Raw genomic sequence first — 15,679 nt, forward strand, 5'->3', positions numbered from 1 at the left:
TCACGGCGCCCGTTCCGACAGCGCCGCGACCTGAGCCCGCAGCTGACGGACCTCCTCCGTCAGCTGGTGGATCGCCTCCGTCTGGCGCCGCTCCTCCACGTCGTCCATCTCGAAGCGGGCGATGAACCAGGCGGCGATGTTCGCCGTCACGACACCGAGCAGCGCGATGCCGGACAGCATCAGGCCCACCGCTAGGACACGGCCCAGGCCGGTCGTCGGGGCATGGTCCCCGTACCCCACCGTGGTCATCGTGGTGAAGGACCACCACACCGCGTCACCCAGCGTCTTGATGTTCCCCTCCGGGGAGTCCCGCTCCACGGACAGCACCGCCAGCGAGCCGAACATCAGCAGACCGACGACCGTGCCGACCACATAGGTCGTCAGCCGGACCTGCGAGGCCATGCGGGCCCGCCGGCCGACCAGCATCAGCGTCGACACCAGCCGCAGCAGCCGCAGCGGCTGGATCAGCGGCAGCGCCACCGCGCACAGGTCCAGCCAGTGCCGCCGGACGAACTGCCGCCGGTGCTCGGCCAGTTTGAGCCGGACCAGGTAGTCGGCGGCGAAGGCGGCCCACACCACCCACTCGATCACCGTGCAGGCGCGCGTCAGCCCCTCGCCCGCCGAGCTGTCCACGATCGGCACGGCGTAGGCGACGGCGAACAGCACCGCCAGCGCCAGCAGCGGCCGTTGCGTGTGCTGTTCCCAACGGACCTGCGCGGATCTCTCCTTCATGAGCGCATCGTAGGAAACGCCGGAGGACCGGGGGGCAGTCGCCCCTCGGCCCTCCACGCGTCCCCGAGCGGGGCGCTACGCGTCGCCGCCCGCGGCGCCGGGATCCGCCGCCGACACGTCCAGCAGCTGGTACCGGTCGATCGCCTGCTTCAGCGCCGAGCGGTCCACCTTCCCCTCCTTCGCCAGCTCCGTGAGCACGGCCACCACGATCGACTGGGCGTCGATGTGGAAGTACCGCCGGGCCGCGCCCCGGGTGTCGGCGAAGCCGAAGCCGTCCGCGCCCAGCGACTGGTACGTCCCCGGCACCCACCGCGCGATCTGGTCCGGAACCGACCGCATCCAGTCGGACACCGCCACGAACGGGCCCTCGGCCCCGGCGAGTTTCCGGGTCACGTACGGCACCCGCTGCTCCTCCTCGGGATGCAGCAGGTTGTGCTCCTCGCACGCCACGGCATCGCGCCGCAGCTCGTTCCAGGAGGTCGCCGACCAGACGTCGGCCTTCACGTTCCACTCCTCGGCGAGGATCCGCTGCGCCTCCAGGGCCCACGGCACCGCGACACCGGACGCCATGATCTGCGCCGGGACCGAGCCCGAGCTGCCCTCGCTGAAGCGGTAGATGCCCTTGAGGATGCCCTCGGCGTCCACGTTCTCCGGCTCGGCCGGGTGCTGGATCGGCTCGTTGTAGACGGTGAGGTAGTAGAAGACGTCCTCGCCGGGCCTGCCGTCCGCGGTCGGGCCGTACATCCGCCGCAGGCCGTCCTGCACGATGTGCGCGATCTCGAACCCGAAGGCCGGGTCGTACGCCACGCAGCCCGGGTTCGTCGACGCCAGCAGCTGCGAGTGGCCGTCGGCGTGCTGCAGCCCCTCACCGGTCAGGGTCGTGCGGCCGGCGGTCGCGCCGAGCACGAAGCCGCGCGAGAGCTGGTCCGCCATCTGCCAGAACTGGTCGCCGGTCCTCTGGAAACCGAACATCGAGTAGAAGACGTACACCGGGATCAGCGGCTCGCCGTGCGTGGCGTACGCCGAACCCGCCGCGATCAGCGAGGCCGTGCAGCCCGCCTCAGAGATGCCGTCGTGCAGCATCTGCCCGTTCGGCGCCTCCTTGTAGGCCAGCAGCAGCTCACGGTCGACCGCCTCGTACTGCTGCCCGAGCGGGTTGTAGATCTTCGCGCTCGGGAAGAAGGAGTCCATGCCGAACGTGCGGTACTCGTCCGGCGCGATCAGCACGAACCGCCTGCCGATCTCCTTGTCCCGCATGAGGTCCTTGAGGAGCCGGACAAAGGCCATGGTCGTCGCGATCGACTGCTGCCCCGAGCCCTTCTTCACGGTCGCGTACGTCTTGTCCTCGGGCAGCGGAAGCGGCTTCGCGCGCACCACACGGGTCGGGACGTACCCGCCGAGCGCCTGGCGGCGGTCGTGCATGTACTGGATCTCCTCCGTGTCCCGGCCGGGGTGGTAGTACGGCGGCGCGCCGGACTCCAGCTCCTTGTCGGAGATCGGCAGGTGGAGGCGGTCCCGGAAGCGCTTGAGGTCGTCGACCGTCAGCTTCTTCATCTGGTGCGTGGCGTTGCGGCCCTCGAAGTTCGGGCCCAGTGTCCAGCCCTTGATCGTCTTGGCCAGGATCACGGTCGGCTGGCCCTTGTGCGCCTTGGCCGCCGCGAAGGCCGCGTAGATCTTCTTGTGGTCGTGACCGCCACGGCCCAGGTGCAGGATCTGGTCGTCGGTCATGTTCTCGACCATCGCGCGCAGCCGGTGGTCGTCGCCGAAGAAGTGGTCGCGGATGTACGCACCGGTCTCGGTGGCGTACGTCTGGAACTGCCCGTCCGGGGTGGTGTTCATCCGGTTGACCAGCACACCGTCCCGGTCCTGGGCCAGCAGCGGGTCCCAGGTGCGGTCCCAGACCAGCTTGATCACGTTCCAGCCGGCGCCCCGGAAGATCGACTCCAGCTCCTGGATGATCTTGCCGTTGCCACGCACCGGGCCGTCGAGCCGCTGCAGGTTGCAGTTGACGACGAAGGTCAGGTTGTCCAGGCCCTCCCGGGCCGCGATGGACAGCTGGCCGAGCGACTCCGGCTCGTCCATCTCGCCGTCCCCGAGGAACGCCCACACCTGCGACTTGGAGGTGTCCGCGATCCCGCGCGCCTCCATGTAGCGGTTCATCCGCGCCTGGTAGATCGCGCCGATCGGGCCGAGGCCCATCGACACGGTCGGGAACTCCCAGAAGTCCGGCATCAGCCGCGGATGCGGGTACGACGACAGCCCGTGCGGCGCCCTGGACTTCTCCTGGCGGAACGCGTCCAGGTTCTCCTCGCTGAGCCGGTCCAGCAGGAAGGCGCGGGCGTAGATGCCCGGCGAGGCGTGCCCCTGGAAGAAGACCTGGTCCCCGCCGTCGCCCTCGTCCTTGCCCCGGAAGAAGTGGTTGAAGCCCACGTCGTACAGGGAGGCGGAGGAGGCGAAGGTGGCGATGTGGCCGCCCACGCCGATGCCGGGGCGCTGGGCCCGGGACACCATGACCGCGGCGTTCCAGCGGGTCGCGTTGAGGATCTTGCGCTCGATCTCCTCGTTGCCGGGGAAGAACGGCTCGTCCTTGGTCGCGATCGTGTTGACGTAGTCCGTGCTGCGCATCTCGGGCACGGCCACGCGCTTCTCGCGGGCCCGCTCGATCAGCCGGAGCATCAGATAGCGGGCCCGCTCACGGCCGCGCTCGTCCACGGCGGCGTCGAGGGAGTCGAGCCACTCCTGGGTTTCCTCGGGATCGAAGTCAGGAACCTGACTCGGAAGGCCGCCAATGATGATCGGGTTGCGATCGGATCCGGAAGCCACGCTGGTCCTTACCTGTCAGAGGGCTGGTATTCGGGGCTTGCTTCGGGGCATGTTTCTGGGGTTTTGCACTGCCTGCGCCGTTCCCCATCGTGTACCTCGGGACGGCAAACGTCATCTCTACTGCGAGGTAATCCAAGCCTGGTCCCCCCGGAGGGTTCCCAAAAGCGCAAAGAGGGCAGAACGGTGTGGCGTGTGTCACCTTGGAGTGTGACGCCACGGCGGGAATCGCGGTGACACAGCCCGGAACGTCACCGTTTCGGCGGTCTCGGCGGCCGGGTACTTGCGCGATCCGCCCCGCCCGTGTGGACTACGGCCAGGCTTCGCGCACGCGCGTGGCTGAGTTATTCCCGAAGACATGATCAGGAGGCAACCCGTGAGCGCGACCGCGGACCACGCGGAGGAGCGGACGAACCCTGCCGTCAGGCTGGGGTTCCAGCCCGAGCAGGTGGTCCAGGAGATCGGCTACGACGAGGACGTAGACCAAGAACTCCGCGAGGCCATTGAGGAAGTCATCGGCAGCGATCTCGTGGACGAGGACTACGACGACGTCGCCGATGCCGTGGTGCTGTGGTTCCGCGACGAGGACGGCGACCTGACAGATGCGCTGGTGGACGCCACCACGTACATCGAGGAGGGCGGCTCGATCCTGCTGCTGACACCCAAGACCGGACGCGACGGCTACGTAGAGCCGAGCGACATCTCCGAAGCCGCGACGACGGCCGGACTGTCCGCGTCCAAGAGCGTCAGTGTCGGCAAGGACTGGAGCGGCAGCCGACTGGTGACGCCGAAGGCGGCGAAGTCCACGAAGAAGTAATCCTCCGCCAGGCACCGGACGGGCCGCCGGCTTCGGTCGGCCCCGTCCGGGGGCCCTTCGGGATCCCTGCGTAGGGTGGCTGCGACCACCCGAACAGCCCCATCGAAGGGACAAGCCGGACATGGCCCTCCAGGTCGGCGAAAAGGCCCCCGACTTCGAACTCAAGGACAACCACGGCCGCGCCGTGCGGCTGTCCGACTTCCGCGGTCACCAGAACGTGGTGCTGCTCTTCTACCCGTTCGCCTTCACCGGCGTGTGCACCGGCGAGCTGTGCGAGCTGCGGGACAACCTGCCGAAGTTCGCCGACCGCGACACCCAGCTGCTCGCCGTCTCCAACGACTCGGTCCCCACCCTGCGGGTCTTCGCCGAGCAGGAGGGCTTCGAGTACCCCCTGCTCAGCGACTTCTGGCCGCACGGCGAGGTGTCCCGTGCCTACGGCGTCTTCGCGGAGGACAAGGGCTGCGCGGTGCGCGGCACCTTCGTCATCGACAAGGAGGGCGTGGTCCGCTGGACCGTCGTCAACGGCCTGCCGGACGCCCGTGACCTGAACGACTACGTCAAGGCGCTCGACACCCTGTGATTCTTGGGCCCCAGGGCCTGCGGCCCACGGGAACCCCTTACTAGGATCGACTCGTTGATCCGGTACCAAACGCATGGCGGGGCTCCCCGCCCCTGGACACCAATGGAGGACTCGTGGGAGTCAGCCTCAGCAAGGGCGGCAACGTATCGCTGACCAAGGAGGCCCCCGGCCTCACCGCGGTCATCGTCGGTCTGGGGTGGGACATCCGCACCACGACCGGCACCGACTTCGACCTGGACGCCAGCGCGCTGCTGCTGAACTCGTCCGGCAAGGTCGCGAGCGACGCGCACTTCATCTTCTTCAACAACCTCAAGAGCCCCGACGGCTCGGTCGAGCACACCGGTGACAACCTCACCGGTGAGGGCGAGGGCGACGACGAGCAGATCAAGGTCGACCTGGCGAACGTCCCGGCCGACGTCGAGAAGATCGTCTTCCCGGTGTCGATCTACGACGCCGAGAACCGCCAGCAGTCCTTCGGCCAGGTGCGCAACGCGTTCATCCGCGTCGCCAACCAGGCCGGCGGCGCCGAGATCGCCCGCTACGACCTCAGCGAGGACGCCTCCACCGAGACCGCCATGGTCTTCGGTGAGCTCTACCGCCACGGCGCGGAGTGGAAGTTCCGTGCCATCGGCCAGGGCTACGCCTCGGGCCTGCGCGGCATCGCGCAGGACTTCGGCGTGAACGTCTGAGCCGAGCACCGATCGCGCTCCAACCGCCCGGCGCCGCACGGTTTGCGTGCGGCGCCGGACGCGCAGGGAAACAACCAAAGAAGCTTGACCTGGGGAGGAAGCATCATGGGCGTCACGCTTGCCAAGGGGGGCAATGTCTCCCTGTCCAAGGCCGCACCGAACCTCACCCAGGTGAAGATCGGGCTCGGCTGGGACGCGCGCTCCACCACCGGAGCCCCCTTCGACCTGGACGCCAGCGCGCTGATGTGCACCGGCGGACGGGTGATGGGCGACGAGTGGTTCGTGTTCTACAACCAGCTCAAGAGCCCGGACGGGTCCGTGGAGCACACCGGTGACAACCTCACCGGTGAGGGTGACGGCGACGACGAGTCGCTGGTGATCGACCTCTCCAAGGTGCCCGCCCAGTGTGACAAGATCGTCTTTCCGGTCTCCATCCACATGGCGGACGAGCGGGGCCAGACCTTCGGGCAGGTGAGCAACGCCTTCATCCGGGTGGTGAACCAGGCCGACGGTCAGGAGCTCGCCCGGTACGACCTCAGCGAGGACGCCTCCACCGAGACGGCGATGATCTTCGGCGAGGTCTACCGCTACCAGGGCGAATGGAAGTTCCGAGCGGTGGGCCAGGGATACGCCTCGGGTCTGCGGGGCATCGCCCTGGACTTCGGGGTCAACGTCTCGTAACGCGATATGAGCAAAAGCCGGGGCCGCGTGGGGTACCAGGGGGCGCCGACTAGACTGCGGCTTCAAAAGTTCGTAAAGCCGAGTACGGCAGCGGGGGAGACCCGTACATACAGGATTGGGTAGCCAGTGGTTCTGAAAACCTTCGGCTGGTCGTTCGCGGTCACCGCGCTCGGCCTCGTCGCAGCGGTCCTCTTCGGGGGGTGGACCGCCTTCGGCATCGTGGCGATCCTCTCCGTGCTAGAGATCTCGCTGTCCTTCGACAACGCGGTGGTCAACGCCGGAATCCTGAAGAAGATGAATGCCTTCTGGCAGAAGATCTTCCTCACCATCGGCATCCTGATCGCCGTCTTCGGTATGCGACTGGTCTTCCCTGTCGTCATCGTCGCCATCAGCGCGTCGATGGGTCCGATCGAGGCCGTCGACCTCGCTCTGACCGACAAGGACCGTTACGAGCAGCTCGTCACCGACGCCCACCCGGCGATCGCGGCCTTCGGTGGCATGTTCCTGCTGATGATCTTCCTCGACTTCATCTTCGAGGACCGTGACATCAAGTGGCTGGGCTGGCTGGAGCGCCCGCTGTCCAAGCTCGGCAAGGTCGACATGCTGTCGGTCTGCGTCGCGCTTGCGGTGCTGCTGGGCACCGCCATGACCTTCGCCACCCACGCCCATCTGCACGCGGGCCCCGAGAACAAGGCAGAGACGGTTCTCCTCTCCGGCATCGGCGGCCTGATCACGTACATGGTCGTCGGCGGTCTCTCCGGCTACTTCGAGAACAAGCTGGAGGAAGAGGAGGAGCGCGAGCACGAGGCGGAGGAGGCGGCCGCCCGCGAGGGCAAGCCCCGCTCGGCGGTGGCCATGGCCGGCAAGGCCGCGTTCTTCATGTTCCTCTACCTCGAGGTCCTGGACGCGTCCTTCTCCTTCGACGGCGTGATCGGCGCCTTCGCCATCACCAACGACATCGTGCTGATGGCGCTGGGTCTGGGCATCGGCGCGATGTACGTCCGGTCGCTCACGGTCTACCTGGTCCGCCAGGGCACCCTCGACGACTACGTCTACCTGGAGCACGGCGCGCACTACGCCATCGGCGCCCTCGCCGTGATCCTGCTGATCACCATCCAGTACGAGATCAGCGAGCTCATCACCGGCGGTATCGGTGTCGTCCTGATCGGCTGGTCCTTCATCTCCTCGGTGCGCCGGAACCGCGCGCTGGCGGCCGAGGGAAAAGCCTCCGACCCGGACAAGACTGAGGTCTCGTCCGGGGTGTGACCGACCTCCTCGTGAGGGAACGCTTCTGAGCGGGGCGGCCGGGTCTCCGGCCGCCCCGTCGGATTGTCCACAGCACTATGGGGGCGGGAATGGGCTTGTTCGACGGGTGGCTCCGGAGCGGAGGCTCTGCCCAGTTCGACTCGGGCAGTGCGTCGTCCAACGCGATCGAGCTGACCAAGCGGCACAGTCAGGTCTCCCTCACCAAGCAGGACGCGGCCAACGGTCATCTGCGCATCAACCTGGCCTGGCGGATGCGCAGCTCCGACATAGGCGGGCCGCAGCGGGAGAGCCTGCTGCGGCATCCGTTCAAGGCGCTCAAGCCGCCGGAGGTCGTGGGGCACAGCCAGAGCATGGTCAACGTCGACCTGGACCTCGGGTGCCTGTACGAGCTGACCGACGGGACCAAGGGCGTGGTCCAGCCGCTGGGCGGGTTCCTGGGAGACGTCAACGCGCCGCCGTACGTCAAGCTCAGCGGGGACGACCGGTTCGGGTCGGGGTCCGGGGAGACGATGTACGTCAACCTCGATCAGCGCGAGAGCATCAAGCGCCTGCTGGTCTTCGTCTACATCTACGACCAGACGCCGGCGTTCGACCGGACCCAGGCCATGGTCACGCTCTACCCGAGCAACGGGCCCCGGATCGAGATCGGCCTCGACGAGCGGCAGCCGCAGGCCCGGTCCTGCGCGGTGGTGATGATCGAGAACGTGAAGGGCGAGATCCTCGTCCGCCGCGAGGTCAAGTTCGTCTACGGATTCCAGGGCGAGCTGGACCGGCTGTACGGGTGGGGATTGCAGTGGGGGCGGGGCTACAAGGCGAAGTCGGGGCGGTGAACGTCCGGCCGCGGGTCGTCCGTGCCTGGTCGCGCGGTTCCCCGCGCCCCTGACGGGGTGCTTCCCTACCGTCCGACGAACTGCGGGCCCTGCGGCGGGAGGCGGAACTCTCCCGCCGGGACCGGGGCCGGGGTCACCGGCGGCGGATAGCCGTACTGGGGATAGCCGTACGCCGACCGGGCGGGGGGCGGGGACTGGGGGTAGCCGTACGACGGCTGCGGGGGGACGGCCGTGGTCGGCTGCTCGGGGGGCAGCGGCTGGGACCTCGGCTCCTCCGGCGGCTCCTGCGCGGCCGCCTGCTCCGCCTCCTCCACCGAGATGCCGAAGTCCGTGGCCAGGCCCTCCAGGCCGTTGGAGTACCCCTCGCCCAGGGCGCGGAACTTCCAGCCCTCGCCGCGGCGGTACAGCTCACCGCAGATCAGGGCCGTCTCCTCGCCCGTCTCCGGCTTAATGTCGAAGTGCAGCAGCGGCTCGCCGTCGGCCACCGAAGCGTCGTACAGCAGGATGCGCAGCGACCGTACGCGGTCGAACGTGGCACCGTCGGCCGAAGCGACCAGGTAAATCTGGCTGACGCCGGGCTCGACACCGGACAGATCTGTCTGGATCGTGTCGGTGAGGCCCTCGGCGACCCGCTTCTTGCCGAGCCGCCAGACCTTGCCGGAAGGGTGGCGGGGCTGGTTGTAGAAGACGAAATCCTCGTCGGACCGCACCCTGCCGTCGGGGCCGAGGAGCAGTGCCGAGGCATCGACATCCGGGACCCCCTGCCCGGGCGTCCAGCGGAGCACGGCACGTACGGTCGTGGCTTCGAGCGGGACGTTCGACCCCTTCAGCATCGCGTGCGTCATGCGGTCATCCTGCCCTCTCGGTAGTGATCACGACAACGCGGGGTACATGATCAGCTGGTGGGTGTGCGCACTCGCGTTACCAGGAGTTCATGCCCACCGGGAACCCCTGACACAGGAATCTACGTACTATTACCGGCCACCTGCGAACATCACAGGGGCACAGCCACCACGGGGGAGTTATATGCGTCATTTCGGGCACATCGCCCCTGCGGTGCGGAAGCGTCTCTTCCACCGGGAGCCGTGCGAGTTCGACTCCGACTCCTCCGCCCGGCTGCTCGCCACGGCCCTGGGCGCCACGCTGTACAGCCCGGCCACCCGGCCCCGCCTCGCCGACGACATCCGCAAGCAGGCGGCGCGCGGCGTGGTCTCGATGGTGCTGTGCCTGGAGGACTCGATCGGCGACGAGGACGTCGCGGCGGGCGAGGAGAACCTCGTCCGGCAGTTCACCGGCCTCGCGGCCCACGAGCAGGCCGGCCTGCCGCTGCTGTTCATCCGGGTCCGGGCCCCCGAACAGATCCCCGACCTGGTACGACGCCTCGGCCCCGCCGTACGGCTGCTGTCCGGGTTCGTCCTGCCGAAATTCACCGAGGAACGCGGCATCCCCTTCCTGGAGGCGCTGGCGAGCGCCGAGGCGGCGAGCGGGCGGCGGCTGTTCGCCATGCCCGTGCTGGAGTCCCCCGAGCTGCTCTTCCGCGAGTCCCGGGGGGAGACGCTGGAGGGGATCTCCCGAGCGGTCGACAAGTATCGTGAGAGGGTGCTCGCGCTGCGCCTCGGCGTGACCGACTTCTGCTCCTCCTACGGTCTGCGCCGGGCTCCCGACATGACGGCGTACGACGTCCAGATCGTCGCCTCCGTCATCTCCGACGTGGTCAACATGCTCGGCCGCGCCGACGGCACCGGCTTCACCGTGACCGGCCCGGTGTGGGAGTACTTCCGCGTGCAGGAACGTATGTTCAAGCCCCAGCTGCGGCGCAGCCCCTTCCTGGACGGCCAGGCCGAGGAACTGCGCGCCGCCCTCATCGAGCACGCCATGGACGGCCTGCTCCGCGAGATCGCCCTCGACCAGGCCAACGGCCTCACCGGCAAGACCTGCATCCACCCCTCCCACGTCCTGCCCGTGCACGCGCTGTCCGTGGTCAGCCACGAGGAGTACAGCGACGCGCAGGACATCCTGCGGCCCGAGCGCGGCGGCGGGGGCGTGCTGCGCTCGGCGTACACGAACAAGATGAACGAGGTGAAGCCGCACCGCGCCTGGGCCGAGCGGACCCTGCTGCGCGCCGAGGTCTTCGGGGTCGCCAACGAGGACGTCGGCTTCGTCGAGCTGCTCGCCGCCGGAATCCCCGGCTGACACCTGACAAACCAAGGGACGCATGAACAAGGCAGTGAACAACGGGGTCTGGTCCGGCACCTGGGTCGCCCAGCGGCTCGGGGTCGAACTGGAGGGCGACGACGCGCTGAAGGAGCTGCTGGGACTCGCGCTGCGCCGCAACCCCAAGCGGGCGCATCTGCTCGTCTCCCAGGTGCTCGGCAAGCACGTACCGCAGTCACCGGCCGTGGTCCACGGCCACGGCGTCGCCCTCGGACGCCGGGTGCGGGACCTGCTGGGCGACGAGGAGGCGGCCGCCGCGGTCGTCCTCGGCTACGCGGAGACCGCGACCGGCCTGGGGCACTCGGTGGCCGACGGTATCGGCCTCGCGCCGTACCTCCACTCCACCCGCCGCCCGGTCCCGGGGATCACCCCGGCGGGCGGCTTCGAGGAGTCCCACTCGCACGCCACCTCGCACCTGCTCCTGCCCGAGAACCCGGTCCTGCTGGCCGGCGACGGCCCGCTGGTCCTGGTCGACGACGAGTTCTCCACGGGGAACACGGTGCTGAACACCGTGCGGGATCTTCATGCGCGGTACCCGCGGCGGCGGTACGTGGTGGTGGCGCTGGTCGACATGCGGTCGGCGGCGGATGCCGGGCGGCTGGAGGAGTTCGCGCGCGAGATCGGTGCGCGGGTGGACCTGGTGGCGGCGGCATCGGGGACGGTGCGGCTGCCGGAGGGAGTGCTGGAGAAGGGCCAGGAGCTCGTCACCCGGTACGAGGAGGGGGCGCGGCCGGCCCCCACCGCCCCGCGGCCGGCAGTCGAGCGAGTCGATCTGCACTGGCCCCCCGGCCTCCCCGACGGCGGACGGCACGGCTTCACCCCCGCCCACCGAATACGCCTGGAAAACGCGCTGCCGGAGATGGCCGCCAGGCTCGCCGAAGCACTGCCCGACAACGCGCACCGCGTGCACATCCTCGGCTTCGAAGAGCTGATGTACGCCCCCCTCCGCCTCGCCGGCGAACTGGAGCGGATCACCGACGCCGACGTCAGCTACTCCACCACCACCCGCTCACCCGTCCTCGCCGTCGACGACCCCGGCTACGCCATCCGCAGCCGCCTCGCCTTCCCCGCCCACGACAACCCGGCCGACGGCCCCGGCGAGCGCTACGCCTACAACGTCGCCGGCGCCGGCTTCGACGCCGTCATCGCCGTGGTGGACTCGACCGCCGACACCCCGCACCTGCACGCCCCCGACGGCCTGCTCGCGCAGCTCACCGCGCACACCCCGCAGGTCCTCCTCGCGGTCGTCCCCTCGTACGCACCCGAAAGGCCCTCGATGCTGCCCGAGCCCCTCCGCGGCCCCGTCTTCTCCTCGTACGCCCCCGAGGAGGTCGGCTGGCTGCTCCAGGACCTGTCCGACGTGACCCTGGAGGCACCGACCGAGGAACGCGAGGAGGCCATCCAGAGCGGCGGCGCCCACTACGCGGAGTCCCTCCCGGTCGAGTACCAGCCGAGCGAGCAGTACCAGGAGCTGTTCCGGACGGCACTCGAGGAGTCCGCGGCCCGGCTCGCCCAGGCGGTCGGCGCGGTCACCGAGGTCGTGCTCGCCGAACGCTCCCCGCGCCCGGTGCTGGTCTCGCTGGCCCGCGCCGGCACCCCCGTCGGCGTCCTGATGCGCCGCTGGGCCCAGCACCGCCACGGCCTGGACCTGCCGCACTACGCCGTCTCCATCGTCCGCGGACGCGGCATCGACGCCAACGCGCTGCGCTGGCTCGCCGCCCACCACGACCCCCGCGACGTCGTCTTCGTCGACGGCTGGACCGGCAAGGGCGCGATCACCCGCGAACTGGCCGCCGCCATCGAGGAGTTCGAGGCGACCGAGGGCATCACCGGCTTCGACCCGGAGATCGCGGTACTGGCCGACCCGGGCTCCTGCGTACGGACGTACGGCACCCGCGAGGACTACCTCATCCCCTCCGCCTGCCTCAACTCCACCGTGTCCGGCCTGATCTCCCGCACCGTGCTGCGCGCGGACCTGGTGGGCCCCGACGACTTCCACGGCGCGAAGTTCTACCGCGAACTCGCCGGCGCCGACGTCTCGGTGCACTTCCTGGACGCCGTCTCCGCCCGCTTCCCCGAGGTCGCCGACGCGGTGAACGCCCAGGCCAAGGAACTGCTGTCGGCCGACCGGACGCCCACCTGGGAAGGCTGGGCGGCGGTCGAGCGCATCAGCGAGGAGTACGGCATCCACGACGTGAACCTCGTCAAGCCCGGCGTCGGCGAGACCACCCGCGTGCTGCTGCGCCGGGTGCCGTGGAAGATCCTGGCGCGAGCGGGGGCCGGCGCCGACCTGGACCACGTCCGCCTGCTCGCCGAACACAGAGGGGTACCGGTGGAAGAGGTCGCCGAACTGCCGTACACCTGCGTAGGGTTGATCCACCCCAAGTACACGCGCGGCGCGACCGGCGCCGACGGCAAGGCGGTGACCCTCTGATGCCGGTGCTGGTGGCGAGCGATCTGGACCGTACCCTCATCTACTCCTCGGCGGCCCTCGCCCTGACCATGCCGGACGCGCGGGCACCCCGGCTGCTGTGCGTGGAGGTGCACGAGAGCAAGCCGCTGTCCTACATGACCGAAACCGCCTCGCAGCTGCTGGCGGAACTCGGCGACGCGGCCCTCTTCGTCCCCACCACCACCCGCACCCGCAAGCAGTACCAGCGCATCAACCTCCCCGGCCCGCCCTCCAAGTACGCGATCTGTGCCAACGGCGGCCACCTCCTGGTGGACGGCGTCTCCGACCCCGAGTGGCAGGCACGGGTCAACGCCCGGCTCGCGGACGAGTGCGCCACTCTCGACGAGGTCCGCGACCACCTGATGGCGACGGCCGACCCGCTGTGGGTACGCAAGCACCGGGTCGCCGAGGACCTCTTCGCCTACCTGGTCGTGGAACGGGAACTGCTGCCCGACGACTGGGTCAAGGAACTCGCCGTCTGGGCCGAGAACCGCGGCTGGACCGTCTCGCTCCAGGGCCGCAAGCTCTACGCCGTACCCAAACCGCTGACCAAGAGCGCGGCCATGAACGAACTGGCGCGACGCACCGGCGCGGACCTCACCCTCGCGGCCGGTGACTCCCTCCTCGACGCGGACCTGCTCCTCGCCGCGGACAAGGGCTGGCGCCCCGGGCACGGCGAACTCGCCGACGCGGGCTGGACGGCACCCACGATCTCCGCCCTGCCGGAGCGGGGAGTGCTGGCCGGGGAGCGGATCCTCAGGGAGCTCCTGCGGGAGTCACAGACGCCGAGGTAGCCCGGCCATCGGCTCATGTCAGCTGCAGCAGCCTCCGCCGCAGCAGCCCCCGCCTCCGCCCCCGCTTGCCCGGGGTGCGGGGGCGCTCGTCGTCCCGCCGACCGCCACCGTCGACAGCAGCTTCACCGTGTCCCCATGCCCCGCGGGACACTCCGCGGGATCGGAGGACTCGGCCATCGGCCGGCTCAGCTCGAAGGTGTCACCGCAGGACCGGCACCGATACTCATAGCGAGGCATACGAACAGGCTAACCGGCCGGGCGCATGGCGAGGCATACGGAGGGCGGACCGGGCCGAAGTCACAGCGAGGCGTACGAACGCAGGACCGGGCTGAAGTCATAGCGAGGCATACGGACAGAGGACCGGGCTGAGGTCACAGCGAGGCGTACGACCGCACGGCTAACCGGCCGAGCCGCCCCGCTCCTCACGGATCTGCGCCACCACCCGGGCCACCGTCTGCCGCACCCCCTCCAGCTCCGTCAGGAAGTGCCAGTAGTCGGGGTGCCGCCCCTCCAGCGTGCCGATGGCCCGCTCCAGCCGGGCCACCGAGTCGTCCAGCGGCCGGGCATGCCGCGGATCCGGCGTATGGCGACCGGCCATCGCCAGCCGCTGCGCGTCCCGGATCGCGAACCGCGTGCGCTCGATCTCCGCCCGCGGATCCTTCTGCACGGCGTTCAGCCGCCGCAGCCGGTCACCCGCGGCCGACACGGACTCGTCCGTCGAGTTCAGCAGCGCCCGGGCCGTGGACAGCAGCGCCGTCGCATCCGGCCACCGCTGCTCGTCCCGCGCGGCCTGCGCCTCCTTCAGCTTCAGCTCGGCCTGCCGGACATTCTCCACGGCCTGGTCCGGCACGCCCTGGAGGTCCTGCCAGCAGGCGACCGTGAACCGCCGCCGCAGCTCGCTCAGCACCGGCTCCACCTGCCCGGAACGGGTCGTCAGCGCCTGCGCCCGCGTCCGCAGCGACACCAGCCGGTGATCGATCTCGGCCGCCCGCTCCGGCAGCCGGTCGGCCTCCACCCGCACCGCCTCGGCCTCCCGGGCCACCCGCTCGGCCCGCTCCAGCGTCTGCGGCACGCCATGCTGCCCGGCACCCTGGTTCAGCTTGGTCAGCTCAGGCGCCAGCGCCGCCAGCCGGGCCGCGAGGTCGTCCGCCGCCAGCCCGGACGACCGTACGGCGTCCAGCGCGTTGGACGCGGCCAGCAGCCCCTGCCGGGCCCGCTCCACCGCGGGCACCAGCCGGGCCAGCTGCGTCTCCGCCTTCCCCAGCAGCGGCCCCAGCCCGTCTTCAAAACGGTCCAGCTCCCCCTTGACCCGGACCAGCTCCTCCTTGGCCCGGGTCAGCGCGTTGCGCGCCTGCCCGGCGACCGAGGACTCCAGATCGTCCCGGTCCAGGTCATGGGCGTCGACGGCCTCGATGTACTGCTGGCTGGCCGCGTCGATACGTCCGCTGATCGCCTCGAAGTCGGTGACCGCGCGACGCGCGGCGGGGGAGTCGTCGACAGCCGTGATGGTCTCGATGGAGATCCGCAGATCACGCTGAGCCGTGTCGAGTTCGTAGAAGGCCGCCGCGGCGGCGTCCTTCGCGGCCTGCGCCTCGGCCCGCTGATTCTCCGCGCGCCCGCCGAACCAGCGCCGGGTGCCGCCGCCGGCGAACGCGGCGGGCAGCACGAGCGCCGCGGCCAGCGGCAGGGCGAGCAGGGCGACGGTGTCCACGAGCGCCTGCCGCACGGGACGGGGTGCACGCGGCACCAACGGCGAGTACGGCTGCGAAGGTGTCGCCGTCACATCCCTCTCCCGTGCTGTGGT

The 15,679-nt window shown here is 69.8% G+C and carries 14 protein-coding genes; 9 read left to right on the forward strand and 5 right to left on the reverse strand.

The genetic code is table 11. The features are described from left to right. Both ACFYW5_RS08970 and aceE read right to left on the reverse strand, forming a co-directional pair. The gene (locus ACFYW5_RS08970) at positions 1–732 is read right to left on the reverse strand and encodes a potassium channel family protein (RefSeq protein WP_389416262.1); all 732 of its coding nucleotides are present in this window, start codon (positions 730–732) and stop codon (positions 1–3) included. 75 nt (positions 733–807) lie between these two features. Continuing rightward, positions 808–3,555 carry a pyruvate dehydrogenase (acetyl-transferring), homodimeric type gene (aceE, locus tag ACFYW5_RS08975; RefSeq protein ID WP_389416263.1) on the reverse strand — a complete coding sequence of 916 codons (2,748 nt, stop codon included), beginning with the start codon at positions 3,553–3,555 and terminating at the stop codon, positions 808–810. Between the two features lie 373 nt (positions 3,556–3,928). Here aceE and ACFYW5_RS08980 point away from each other — a divergent pair, with 373 nt between their 5' ends. From ACFYW5_RS08980 to ACFYW5_RS09005, 6 genes are all read left to right on the forward strand, one after another. Then, positions 3,929–4,369, forward strand: coding sequence for a DUF3052 domain-containing protein (locus ACFYW5_RS08980; protein ID WP_328871073.1), 441 nt, complete (start codon positions 3,929–3,931; stop codon positions 4,367–4,369). A 121-nt stretch (positions 4,370–4,490) separates the two neighbouring features. Then, positions 4,491–4,949 (forward strand): peroxiredoxin, encoded by a 459-nt coding sequence (locus tag ACFYW5_RS08985; RefSeq protein WP_389416264.1) that lies wholly within the window; start codon positions 4,491–4,493, stop codon positions 4,947–4,949. A 113-nt stretch (positions 4,950–5,062) separates the two neighbouring features. Then, positions 5,063–5,638 carry a calcium homeostasis/redox stress adaptation protein gene (locus ACFYW5_RS08990; RefSeq protein ID WP_250078559.1) on the forward strand — a complete coding sequence of 192 codons (576 nt, stop codon included), beginning with the start codon at positions 5,063–5,065 and terminating at the stop codon, positions 5,636–5,638. A gap of 105 nt (positions 5,639–5,743) precedes the next feature. Then, positions 5,744–6,319, forward strand: a complete 576-nt coding sequence (locus ACFYW5_RS08995; RefSeq protein ID WP_389416265.1) for a TerD family protein — start codon at positions 5,744–5,746, stop codon at positions 6,317–6,319. Between the two features lie 126 nt (positions 6,320–6,445). Next, positions 6,446–7,585, forward strand: a complete 1,140-nt coding sequence (locus ACFYW5_RS09000; protein WP_389416266.1) for a DUF475 domain-containing protein — start codon at positions 6,446–6,448, stop codon at positions 7,583–7,585. An 89-nt stretch (positions 7,586–7,674) separates the two neighbouring features. Beyond that, complete coding sequence (locus ACFYW5_RS09005; RefSeq protein ID WP_389416267.1) at positions 7,675–8,415, forward strand: Tellurium resistance; 741 nt, start codon at positions 7,675–7,677, stop codon at positions 8,413–8,415. A gap of 65 nt (positions 8,416–8,480) precedes the next feature. Here ACFYW5_RS09005 and ACFYW5_RS09010 read toward each other — a convergent pair whose 3' ends face one another. Beyond that, positions 8,481–9,260, reverse strand: a complete 780-nt coding sequence (locus ACFYW5_RS09010) for a TerD family protein (RefSeq protein WP_389416268.1) — start codon at positions 9,258–9,260, stop codon at positions 8,481–8,483. Between the two features lie 181 nt (positions 9,261–9,441). Between ACFYW5_RS09010 and ACFYW5_RS09015 the strand changes: the two genes are divergently transcribed. The 3 genes from ACFYW5_RS09015 to ACFYW5_RS09025 are packed head-to-tail and all read left to right on the forward strand — an operon-like array spanning position 9,442 to position 13,875. Continuing rightward, entirely contained in the window at positions 9,442–10,608 is a 1,167-nt protein-coding gene (locus ACFYW5_RS09015; protein ID WP_389416269.1) for an HpcH/HpaI aldolase/citrate lyase family protein, read from the forward strand. A gap of 22 nt (positions 10,609–10,630) precedes the next feature. Further along, the gene (locus tag ACFYW5_RS09020) at positions 10,631–13,063 is read left to right on the forward strand and encodes a phosphoribosyltransferase (protein WP_389416270.1); all 2,433 of its coding nucleotides are present in this window, start codon (positions 10,631–10,633) and stop codon (positions 13,061–13,063) included. Beyond that, entirely contained in the window at positions 13,063–13,875 is an 813-nt protein-coding gene (locus ACFYW5_RS09025; protein WP_389416271.1) for an HAD family hydrolase, read from the forward strand. The genes ACFYW5_RS09020 and ACFYW5_RS09025 overlap by 1 nt, the downstream gene beginning before the upstream one ends. 18 nt (positions 13,876–13,893) lie before the next feature. Here ACFYW5_RS09025 and ACFYW5_RS09030 read toward each other — a convergent pair whose 3' ends face one another. Together ACFYW5_RS09030 and ACFYW5_RS09035 are read right to left on the reverse strand one after the other, a co-directional pair. Next, positions 13,894–14,112 carry a zinc ribbon domain-containing protein gene (locus ACFYW5_RS09030; RefSeq protein ID WP_389416272.1) on the reverse strand — a complete coding sequence of 73 codons (219 nt, stop codon included), beginning with the start codon at positions 14,110–14,112 and terminating at the stop codon, positions 13,894–13,896. A gap of 160 nt (positions 14,113–14,272) precedes the next feature. Continuing rightward, on the reverse strand, positions 14,273–15,658 hold the full coding sequence (locus ACFYW5_RS09035; RefSeq protein WP_389416273.1) for a hypothetical protein: 1,386 nt from the start codon (positions 15,656–15,658) through the stop codon (positions 14,273–14,275). Positions 15,659–15,679: the final 21 nt, after the last annotated feature.

The organism is Streptomyces sp. NPDC002779, assembly GCF_042888685.1.
Taxonomy (GTDB): Bacteria; Actinomycetota; Actinomycetes; order Streptomycetales; family Streptomycetaceae; genus Streptomyces.